Here is a 10,423-nt window from a genome sequence, read left to right as displayed (position 1 = left end):
TAATCACAGTGCAGGGACGTATATCAACCTTAGCATTGCTGGTGCCACAGTGGATAAGCCCACAGAGACATCTCCATCAGCCCCTGTTGCCATCGGTGATACCATCAAAGACACCCAAGGCAATGACACCTTAAGAGGCACAACCGCCGATAATACGTTTGTCTACACAAAAGGCGTTGACACCATCATTGATAAAGGTGGTAATGACACGCTGGTGTTTGGCAATGGCATTACCTTTAATCAGGTAGGTTCCACTCTTTTGATGTCAGGCAATGATTTGATACTGCGAGTCAATGGTAGCACCACCAATCAAGTAACGCTAAAAGACTTCTTTGGCAGTGCCGACAGCATTATCGAGACCATCAAGTTTGAGACAGGCGGTCAGATTGATTACAAGAGAATCTATGAGTTGTTTGGTAAAGAAGTGCCAACAAAGTCTGATGAATCAGCTCTGCCACCTGCCGTAAGTCCAGATGTCCATGATAATGCACCGCTAACCATCTCAAAAGACAATCACATCATCGGAGATGCTCGTGCCAACAAGCTTTATGGCACAGACGATCATGACCAATTACAGGGCTTAGCAGGGGCAGACACCTTAGATGGCAAAGCAGGACATGACATTCTCATCGGTGGCAGTGGCAATGACAGGCTTATCGGTGGCAGTGGCAATGACCTATACTACTTTACCAAAGGTTTTGGCAAAGACACCATCGTTAATACAGGCGGTGGCTATGACAACATCTACTTTGATGGCATAAGCTTTAACCAAGTTGGCAGGGGTCTTACCAAGATGAATAATGACCTTATTCTAAAAGTATCTGGAAGCACTGATAAGCTGACCATCAAAGACTTCTTTACAGGAGGCGATAATGCTGACATCAATATCAGCTTTGCTGACGGCGGTAGCATTAGTGCCACAGAGCTACTTGGTCTGTTCAAGTCAAGTAAAACTGCCACCCATACAGACATTGACGGCTTTAACAAAGCACTCGATGTGTCTTTGGCACTAATGGAGGAATTTAAGACCCTCACCACAGAGGGTGGTACGACAATTATTTAAGTTTGACTTTACTTGTGTTTTATCTTACGCCCTCAAATTTAGGTTTGGGGGCGTTTTATGTGGGTTGTTTGGGGTGGTGTTTTACAAATACCCCACAGGCAACGCCACCAACTCCTTATCAAGCCACAGTTTATTTGGGTATTGATTGATGATGACGCCTATACCAACACCAATCTCGTCAGCTGGCAGTTGCTCTTTTAGGGTGTTAAAGTGTGTGGCGTGTTTTTTGGTGGGTTTGGCGGTCATTTTTATCTCCACAGGGTAGATGACACCGTCTTGCTCTATGATGATGTCAATCTCTTTTTGGTTGGTGTCTCGATAAAAATAAACAGGCGGTTCAATGCCCTGATTGTAGAAGGATTTTAAAATCTCCGCCACCACAAAGCTCTCAAAGAACTACCCATTTTTAGCCCCATGTTGCAACACCTCTGGGGTCAGCCACTTGGTTAGGTATGCCATGAGCCCTGTGTCTAGCATGTAGATTTTTGGGGTTTTTATTGCTCTTTTTAAGTGATTATGGTGATAAGGTTTTAGTAGATATACAATGCCTGAGGTCTCTAAAATGGCAATCCAACGTTTGATGGTGTCCACAGACACGCCCACCTCTTGGGCGATGTTATTGTAATTTAACAGCTCACCACTTCGTGCGGCCACTGCTGTCATAAAGCGAGTAAAGTCATTTAAATCCCTGATGTTGGCAATGTGACGGACATCTCTTTGTAGGTAGGTACTGACATAAGAAGCATAATAAACCTCCCAATGCGTTTCTTGCTCATAAAGCCTTGGCATTTGTCCTTTGTGAATCATCTGCCATAGCGTGTCAGGACTGCGCTTGTCATCTGTGGTCTGCTCTTGTCTATCCATAGCAGATTCATAGGCTTTTAAATACGCCTCTGTTGGCACAAACCCCTCAAAGAACTCAACACCCCGAATCTCACGATAAGACAAACCAAGCAGTCTTAGCACCGCCACACGCCCTGCTAGACTCTCATTGACATGCTCCATGAGGCTAAATGCTTGCGAGCCTGACAACAAAAACAGACCATTTTGCTTTTTCTCATCAATGTGCAGTTTTAAGACCGAAAACAGCTTAGGGGCGTATTGCACTTCATCTAACACCAAACGCCCTGTGTGATTCATCATAAAGAGCATGGGGTCATCAAAGGTTACATAATCATACCTCTCTTCTTGTTCACGGGCGATGTGTTGTAGCAACGTGGATTTGCCCACTTGTCTTGCCCCTGTAACCATGACCGCAGGAAACTGAGCGATGAGCTTTGTTAGCATGTGATGTAAATGACGGGGAATGTACATGAATAAATCCTAGTTTAATTTAAGATTACATCTTAAATTAAACTAATTTTAAAGTCAATGCAATCTTAACATGACCGTCAAACGCCCACTCATCTTTTCATTGCATGATCTTTGTCTTTTTTATGATTTAGTGCGTAAGTCACCATGGGGGTCAGCTCCATGATGGGCGTGTCATACGCCAGTTTTTGCATGTCATCTTCTGTAAGAGCTTCCTCTGTATCCGCACGGTAGAGCTTTAGCGTTACAACCTTGTCTCTAATGGTTTTAATTGACTGTTTAGCCATGTCGCATTGTCTTGTAAATTCCCAAGCATCATCGACCAACTCTCCACCTGCTCGGTTAGCTCTATCAAGGCAGTCTGCAAGGTCAAAATCTCGCTGTCTTTTTGTGTCAGCTGTTGCTCTAAGTGCGATATCATCTGCTGTTGCTTGACGATGGTGCTCTGATAGCCAGCCTTCGCTTTGTTGTAGTTGCCCTTGGCTGTGTTGTAGTTCTGCTCGGCTTTGCTGAGCAAATCCATTAATGATTGTGCCTGCTTGTTCTTATGATAAGCTGTCCAAATGACTTCCCTTTGACAGGGAAGCAGTCTTGTGTTTTTATGTATGTTTATTTACAGTATTTTACCTTAGGGTCTGTAAATAACAGGAGTATATCTCACACAACGCCAGTTAAGCGTTTAAACTTTTTGTCAGATAAGTGTGTGGATACTTCGTAGTTCATTGGGATGTTTTAGAGTGAAAAGGGTTTTGCAGAAAGTGTATTGTTGATTTTACTGATAAATCCATGTCTAAATGACTTGCCATTAAGACACGGATGTTAAATTGAGAAGTATTCATTGTGATAAGAGCTTGGCAAAACCCCGCCCTTGCATCATCAATCACGGTGTTTTGGTAGGCGTGGACGTATCAGCCACAGGCACATCTAGGCGTAGTTGGTCACGGGCTTCTTGTTGGGCATGATAGCCCAGTGCCAAGCTTGTGCAGAAAAATATGGTGGCAAGGATGGCGGTGGTGCGAGTTAGAAAGTTTGCCGAACCTGCCGCCCCAAACACCGTGCCTGCCGCTCCAGAGCCAAAACTTGCCCCAGCATCCGCCCCTTTGCCGTGCTGAATGAGTATGAGACCTGATAAGGCAATGGCGACAATGATATGAATGGCTAAGATAAATGTAAACATGGTGTTCTCGTTATTTTGATTGGCTAAATGCGTGGATAATGGCGGTAAAGCTGTCGGTTTTCAAGGAAGCTCCACCGACCAATGCCCCATCGATGACATCTGATTTGGCAAATTCGGGGGCGTTTTTGTCGTTCACGCTACCGCCATATAAAATGGGGGTGGTCATACCAAATGTAGCTAATTCGTCTTTGATAAAGCGGTGTGTTTTTTCAATTTCATCAAAGGTTGGGGTAAGCCCCGTGCCAATTGCCCAAACAGGCTCATAAGCGATGATAAGTTTGGCAGCATCGTCATCTGCTTGATTTACAAACGCCTTTAAAATGGCTAATTGGTTTTTTAAAATCCCAAACGTCTCGCCACGCTCATACTCATCTTTGGTCTCGCCAATGCAGTAGATGACCGATAAACCGTGAGCAAAAGCGTGGGCGATTTTGGCGGATAAAATCTTATCGGTCTCGCCATGATATTGACGGCGTTCGGAGTGTCCCACAAGGGTAAAAGTCGCCCCCACGTCCGCCACTTGGCAAGCCGATACATCGCCTGTAAATGCCCCTGTCTTAGCCGTCTTATGGGCGATGTCTTGCACGCCGAGCAGGATGCCGTCCGCCAAAGCTGATTTGACAGCTGATAAATGCACAAGGCTCGGCACCACGCCCACAGTACAGCCATCATTGGCAGGCAGGCTTGTGGCAAGGGCGGCCGCGTCTGATACGGCGGCAGGGTTTAACTTCCAGTTGCCGATGACGTATTTTTGACTCATGGGATTTCCTTTGGCTCTATTGTAATTTTAACCTAACAGCATATTATAGCAAATATTCCCCAAAAAATCAGCACACAAATGATGGGCGGTATTATTGGCGGTGTTTTTCCGATAATCCTAAAACTTTGCCCTTTGAGTAAAATTTTATGGCAAAAGCACAGCAAATTTTGTATTTTTGGAGTAAAATAAGCAAAATATATGCAATTTTCACGCCAATTTTTATCTGATGACACATTTCTTTTAAAATTTGTCGCTCATTTGATTTTAATAAACATTGGCAAATGATTTAGGAAAATATTATGTCCGCTCCGAATTTTGGTGGTTTGGCACACATTTTGGTGTCAAATGGCTTGGTTGCCCCTGATGCCATGACCAAGGCTCTGACCGAAGCCCAGCAGCAAAGCATGGCGATTGTGCCATATTTGGTAGAAAACAAAGTTGCCCCTGCAAATAAGATTGCCAGTCTGCTTGCTCATGAATTTGGCGACCCATTATTTGACCTAAATGCACTGTCTCCTGATGCGGTCAATAAAGAGCTGGTTGATGAGAAAATCATTAATCAGTATGGGGCATTGCCACTCTTTAAACGGGGTAATAAACTTTTTGTGGGTTTGTCCGACCCCACCCGTCTAGATGCCATTGATGCCATCTCCTTTAACGCCAAGCTGACTGTTGAGACCATCGTTGTCGAAGAAGACAAGCTCAAAAAGATGATTGAGAATGTCTACTCAGGCGGTGGCGGACTGGGCAACCTAGGCGATGTTGACCTGTCAGGGGACTTTGATGGTGGGTCAGGTGATGAAGATGATGAAGGTACTGACGTCAATTCAGGCGGTGGTGAAGATGCCCCTGTGGTCAAGTTCGTTAATAAAATGCTCCTTGATGCCATTCGTATGGGAGCATCGGATTTGCACTTTGAGCCGTATGAGAAGTCTTACCGTGTGCGTTTTCGTGTGGATGGGGTTTTGCAAATCATTAATCGCCCACCAGTACAACTGGCAGGTAAAATCGCCGCTCGTCTTAAAGTCATGTCGCAAATGGATATTTCTGAACGCCGAGCTCCCCAAGACGGTCGTATTAAGCTAAAAATCTCCAAAACAAAAGCCATTGACTTTCGTGTAAACTCCTGCCCTACGCTCTTTGGCGAAAAGCTCGTACTGCGTATTCTTGACCCGTCATCAGCGATGCTTGGTATTGATGCACTCGGCTATGAGCCTGACCAAAAAGAGCTGTTCTTAGAAGCTCTTGATAAACCTCAAGGTATGCTACTTATCACAGGTCCGACAGGTTCGGGTAAAACGGTCTCGCTCTATACTGGTCTTAACATCCTAAATACGCCCGAGACCAACATCTCTACCGCCGAAGACCCTGTGGAAATTAACTTAGAAGGGATTAACCAAGTAAACGTCAACCCCAAAGTGGGTCTCACGTTCGCCTCCGCCCTAAAAGCATTCCTACGTCAAGACCCTGACATCGTCATGGTCGGTGAGATTCGTGATTTGGAGACTGCCGAGATTGCCATTAAAGCCGCCCAAACGGGACACATGGTATTATCCACCCTGCACACCAACTCCGCTCCTGAGACCCTAACTCGTCTGCGTAATATGGGCGTGGCATCGTTTAACATTGCCACATCGGTAAACCTAGTGATTGCCCAGCGTCTGGCTCGCCGTTTGTGCAAAAACTGCAAAAAGCCGACCAACGTACCCAAGCAGAGCCTGCTAGAAATGGGCTTTACCGAAGAAGATCTTGCCAATCCTGATAACGTCATCTATGAGCCTGTGGGCTGTTCTGAGTGTCGTGAAGGTTATAAAGGGCGTGTGGGCATTTATGAAGTACTAAAAATCTACCCAAGCATTTCACGGATTATCATGGAAGACGGCAACGCCATTCAAATCAAAGACGAGGCAATGAAGTACGGTTTTCGTGATTTGAGACGCTCGGGTATCATGAAAGTACTGCAGGGTACAACCAGTATCCAAGAGATGTATCGGGTAACTTCTGAATAATATCGCTTAAATAATCAAAAGCCCTTGTATATTCAAGGGCTTTGATTGTTGGGTTGTTTTTGATATTTGTCTTTACTTGACACTAAACGCTGACGGTGTACGTCCAAAAAACTGCTTAAATGCCTTACTAAAGCATTCAGGATTATCATACCTTGCCAAATACGCCGCACCACCTACACTCTCGCCACGCCTTAGAGCGTTGAGTGCCACATAAAGGCGGTATTCCCTGCCATATTTGATGACCGACACGCCAAAGATGTTTTGAAACTCCTTTTGTAATGTTGTACGGTTTGTCAGGCATTGTTTGGCAAGCATATCAATACTCGGTATTTGTTCGCAGTGCTGTAATAATTGTCCTGCTTGAATGATTCGATGATGATACTGATAAGAATAATTGTCCTGACATACCTGCTTAAAAACTTGTTTTGTCAATAAATTAATCAGCTTTTTTGGGGTGGTTTTGTGGATGTAATAATGGGTAATGATTTGACTTAACAGCCTTGCCGTTGCATTCATGTCAATAGTAAAAGGTATTAAATGAGCATTTCTGAACATTTTGATAATCATCGGAGAGATGCCTAAATTCTCCAAATAATAATAATTGCAAAAAATCACAAGCTCGCTTTGCCTGCCCTGCACAAAACATTTGTCGCCCAATGTCTTTTGGTTGATGGGAAATAACAAACCCTGTCCTTGTGCCTGATAAATATGCCAATACTCGCCGTCTCCCCCATCAAACCGTAAATGTGTCTGCCCATCCAGGGTAAATACCAGTCGCACACCTGGTTCAAAATAATCCCAAGCTGTCGTATATGTAGGTACAAGCGTATCAACATGGGTTATTTTTAAGCAAATATGCACGTCAATCACGTCCGTGATGAGCCGAATGTGCTGACAATTCGCCTGATGCTCGTGGGGATTTATTGTGATGCTCATTGGTTAAAAAATTGCTTTTTATTCGGTTGGGTGTGTCGCGATTGTGTTAAAATTTTATTAATTATCATTTATATTATTATTTTTGTCAAGAATTAGGAGTTAAAATGCAAAACTTTTCAACCTATCCTTTGCCAAAATTACACCCCTTAGCCCTTGCTGTACTCGGTGTTTTGGCGTATCCTACGGCATTTGCCAACACTGATGATAATGTTGGCGAACCGCGCGTTACTCTTGCACCAGAAACCATTATTATTCAAAGAAACGGGGCAAGGTACAGCTATATCCGCCCTTATGATGAAATTACCGCCCTAAAAACAGATGCTTATCTAGATACCACGCCTCAATCTATCAACGTGGTAACACGCCGTCATCTGGATGAGCGAGAGCCGATTGACGTGGCAGAGACGCTTGCCTATACCAGTGGTGTGCAAGGGGGTTATCGTGGTGAGAATGGTAATATTGAAATGACGGTGCGTGGCGTTGGTAACAAGCATGACGGTGGTGGGGCAGCCTTGCTTGTGGATGGCATGAGCTATGCCACTTCTCTTGAAATGAACCCCTATCTTATCGATAGTATTGACGTACTAAAAGGCGGTATCTCTGCTCTATATGGCAAATCTTCCCCTGGTGGCGTGGTTAATATTAACCTAAAAAAGGCAAGTGGTAGTAATGAGAAAGAGATTGCCCTAAAAGTAGGGGCAAATAACCGCACCGAGCTTGGCATTGATATTGATAACAAATTAAGTGATAATTTGGACTATCGTTTGGTTGGGGCGGTCAAAAAACTAGAATGGCAAGCAGGCGATGCTGAGCAAGAAAGCCATGCCCTATCTTCATCTATCAACTGGACAATCAGCAACAAAGCCAATTTGCAAGTGTTTGCCTTGCATGAAAACCAGCCCAAAGCGGGCGACCGTAATTTTCTGGTGGCGCAAGGTTTATTAACATCTGTCAATGGCAAATACATACCCTATGACTTTTTTGGTTCTGACCCCAATTTTCACGACATCAGAACCAAACAAACCCAGCTTGGCTATCAGTTTGATTATGATGTTAATGATAATTTAAGATTCAGCCAAAAAACCCGTTATGGCAAATATAGCGACATTCTAAAATCCGTCATCGTTTGGTATCCTGATAGCAACAGCCCTAGTACTTTGGTGCGCAAGGCTCGAATGTGGGATTATTCACATACTGCTTTTCAGACAGATAATTCTGTGAATTTCAAGCTTAATACAGGTGGTCTGTCGCACAGTATGATGGCGGGTGTGGATTATACTGATATTGACCGTGATGAAACAACTCATCTTGGAGATGCCCCAAGCATTGACTGGCAAGCCCCTGCTTACGGTGTCAATATCACCCCACCCATCCTTCGCACTAACAACAAGCAAGAAAATCGCCAAGTTGGGGTGTACGTCCAAAATGAAATGGCATTTGACAAGTGGCATTTTTTGGTTGGGGGTCGTTATGACAAATCAAAAACAAGCGAGCTAAACCTGCTTAATAATCAATTCACAAGCCAAAAAGACAGTAAATTTACATGGCGAGCAGGGGCATTGTATGCTTTTGATAACGGTGTGTCGCCCTATATCAGCTATGGCACGTCTTTTGTCCCTGCCATCGGTACAGACGCAAATGGCAACGCCCTAAAACCAACCACGTCCACCCAGGCCGAACTTGGCGTAAAATACCAAATCACGCCACGGGTACTTTTGACAGGGTCGCTATTTGACATCAAACAGCAAAATCTTATGCAGTTTGACCGTGCCACTCGTAGCAATAAACAAATTGGCGAAGTGCAAACATTGGGGGCTGAGATTGAGTTACAAGGCGACATCACACCAAATTGGGGGCTAAGTGGCAGCTACACTTATCTTGACAAAACCATCAAAAGAGATACTGACCCTAGCAATGTTGGCAAAACCCATTGGAATGTACCAAAACACAACTACTCACTATGGACGGACTATCGTTTTTCTGGCACTTTGGACGGTCTAAGCGTAGGTGTGGGCATGCGTCATCAAGACAAAACTTATGACCACACTAACACACTGACTGTACCTAGCTACACACTTTGGGATTTAAAAGTTGGCTATCGCCCGGCAGTACTATTCCCACGACTAAAAGGCATAACCCTACAACTCAATGTCCAAAATGTTGGCGACAAGCATTATGTGGCATCTTGTAGTAATGCCGATTCGTGCTTTTATGGCAAAGAACGCCAAATCATCGGTTCGGTGAGTTATCGTTGGTAATTAAATCACGCTTGATGAGAAAAGAGCAGTAATGATTGCTCTTTTGTTCTTTAAAGTGCCAATTTAAATAATAAAACAGGACGCTTATGAAACATTCTGCCAAAACCTTAGTCATCTTCATCGCTTTGTCTTTTTATCAAATCAGCCATGCCGACATCACAACCAAGCATAGTCATAATGATATTTTGCAAGCCGCATATCAAGGTTGCATTCATGGCAATTACGCCCAAATTCCTCTAGATAGTAAGCAACTAAATACCCTGGTAGCGGGCAAAATCTCATTTAGCAATAACGACAAACTACATGGCATGACGCTTGATTTTCATCAGGATAAGGTCAAACGTGTGATTTTTAATAACAAAGTCAATGAGCAAAGTTTTTTGCTATGGCATGCTCATACCAATGATCGGCTGATCTTAGACGCTCCCACAGGATCACAGGCTTGTTATACCCTGTCTTTAACCTATAATCACACCGTTCAAGACGACGCAGATTACCATAATGATAAACCACAAAGCCCTCTGTTACAACAAGTACAACAAGACCCAACCGCCCAAAACTTAGCCAGTTTTTGGCAAAATGTTGCCAAAAATGGCACTCCCTTGATAGAGCAAGTGGGCGATAAGACATTGATGACATTTTTGTGGCGTGAAAGTGAGCCGACCGTCAACGTCCGCTTGCTTGGCTCGCCCAGTAATGACCATGAATGGCTATATAAATTACCAAAGAGTGATATTTGGTATAAAAGTTTTTGGGTTAAAGATTCTCTTTTGCTAAGTTATGAATTTGCCCCCAACGTCCCCATGCTTGCCCCAAATCCTGCAATAAGTGCTGATGATATTCGCTACAAAAAACGTCAAGCCATGCTCGCCAAACTCACGCACGACCCCCTATACCAACCGAACCCAA

8 protein-coding genes and 1 pseudogene are annotated in these 10,423 nt (G+C 44.1%); 4 read left to right on the top strand and 5 right to left on the bottom strand.

The genetic code is table 11. The features are described 5' to 3' along the window. Positions 1 to 1,063: calcium-binding protein (locus tag B5J93_RS12325; RefSeq protein WP_276526530.1), on the top strand; the 1,063-nt coding region annotated here is incomplete at its 5' end. An 81-nt stretch (positions 1,064 to 1,144) separates the two neighbouring features. Here B5J93_RS12325 and B5J93_RS12320 read toward each other — a convergent pair. The 4 genes and pseudogenes from B5J93_RS12320 to tpiA form a co-directional block, all read right to left on the bottom strand. Next, positions 1,145 to 2,314, bottom strand: a pseudogene (locus tag B5J93_RS12320) (ATP-binding protein). A gap of 304 nt (positions 2,315 to 2,618) precedes the next feature. Continuing rightward, positions 2,619 to 2,897 carry a hypothetical protein gene (locus tag B5J93_RS12315; protein WP_079326642.1) on the bottom strand — a complete coding sequence of 93 codons (279 nt, stop codon included), beginning with the start codon at positions 2,895 to 2,897 and terminating at the stop codon, positions 2,619 to 2,621. Between the two features lie 357 nt (positions 2,898 to 3,254). Then, on the bottom strand, positions 3,255 to 3,551 hold the full coding sequence (secG, locus tag B5J93_RS12310) for a preprotein translocase subunit SecG (RefSeq protein ID WP_079326641.1): 297 nt from the start codon (positions 3,549 to 3,551) through the stop codon (positions 3,255 to 3,257). Between the two features lie 10 nt (positions 3,552 to 3,561). Continuing rightward, a complete protein-coding gene (tpiA, locus tag B5J93_RS12305) occupies positions 3,562 to 4,311 on the bottom strand; it encodes a triose-phosphate isomerase (RefSeq protein ID WP_079326640.1) in 750 nt (249 codons plus the stop codon). Between the two features lie 299 nt (positions 4,312 to 4,610). Between tpiA and pilB the strand changes: the two genes are divergently transcribed. Next, positions 4,611 to 6,320, top strand: a complete 1,710-nt coding sequence (gene pilB / locus B5J93_RS12300) for a type IV-A pilus assembly ATPase PilB (RefSeq protein WP_079326639.1) — start codon at positions 4,611 to 4,613, stop codon at positions 6,318 to 6,320. A gap of 72 nt (positions 6,321 to 6,392) precedes the next feature. Here the strand turns inward: pilB and B5J93_RS12295 are convergent, their stop codons facing one another. Next, complete coding sequence (locus tag B5J93_RS12295; RefSeq protein ID WP_079326638.1) at positions 6,393 to 7,256, bottom strand: helix-turn-helix transcriptional regulator; 864 nt, start codon at positions 7,254 to 7,256, stop codon at positions 6,393 to 6,395. A 104-nt stretch (positions 7,257 to 7,360) separates the two neighbouring features. Between B5J93_RS12295 and B5J93_RS12290 the strand changes: the two genes are divergently transcribed. Both B5J93_RS12290 and B5J93_RS12285 read left to right on the top strand, forming a co-directional pair. Beyond that, the gene (locus B5J93_RS12290; RefSeq protein WP_079326637.1) at positions 7,361 to 9,514 is read left to right on the top strand and encodes a TonB-dependent siderophore receptor; all 2,154 of its coding nucleotides are present in this window, start codon (positions 7,361 to 7,363) and stop codon (positions 9,512 to 9,514) included. An 86-nt stretch (positions 9,515 to 9,600) separates the two neighbouring features. Continuing rightward, a partial coding sequence (locus B5J93_RS12285) for an enterochelin esterase domain-containing protein (protein ID WP_143823550.1) occupies positions 9,601 to 10,423 on the top strand: 823 nt, incomplete at its 3' end.

Origin of the sequence: Moraxella equi, from assembly GCF_002027555.1 — a bacterium.
GTDB lineage: Bacteria > Pseudomonadota > Gammaproteobacteria > Pseudomonadales > Moraxellaceae > Moraxella > Moraxella equi.
This window is presented reverse-complemented; position numbering and strand designations above follow the sequence as displayed.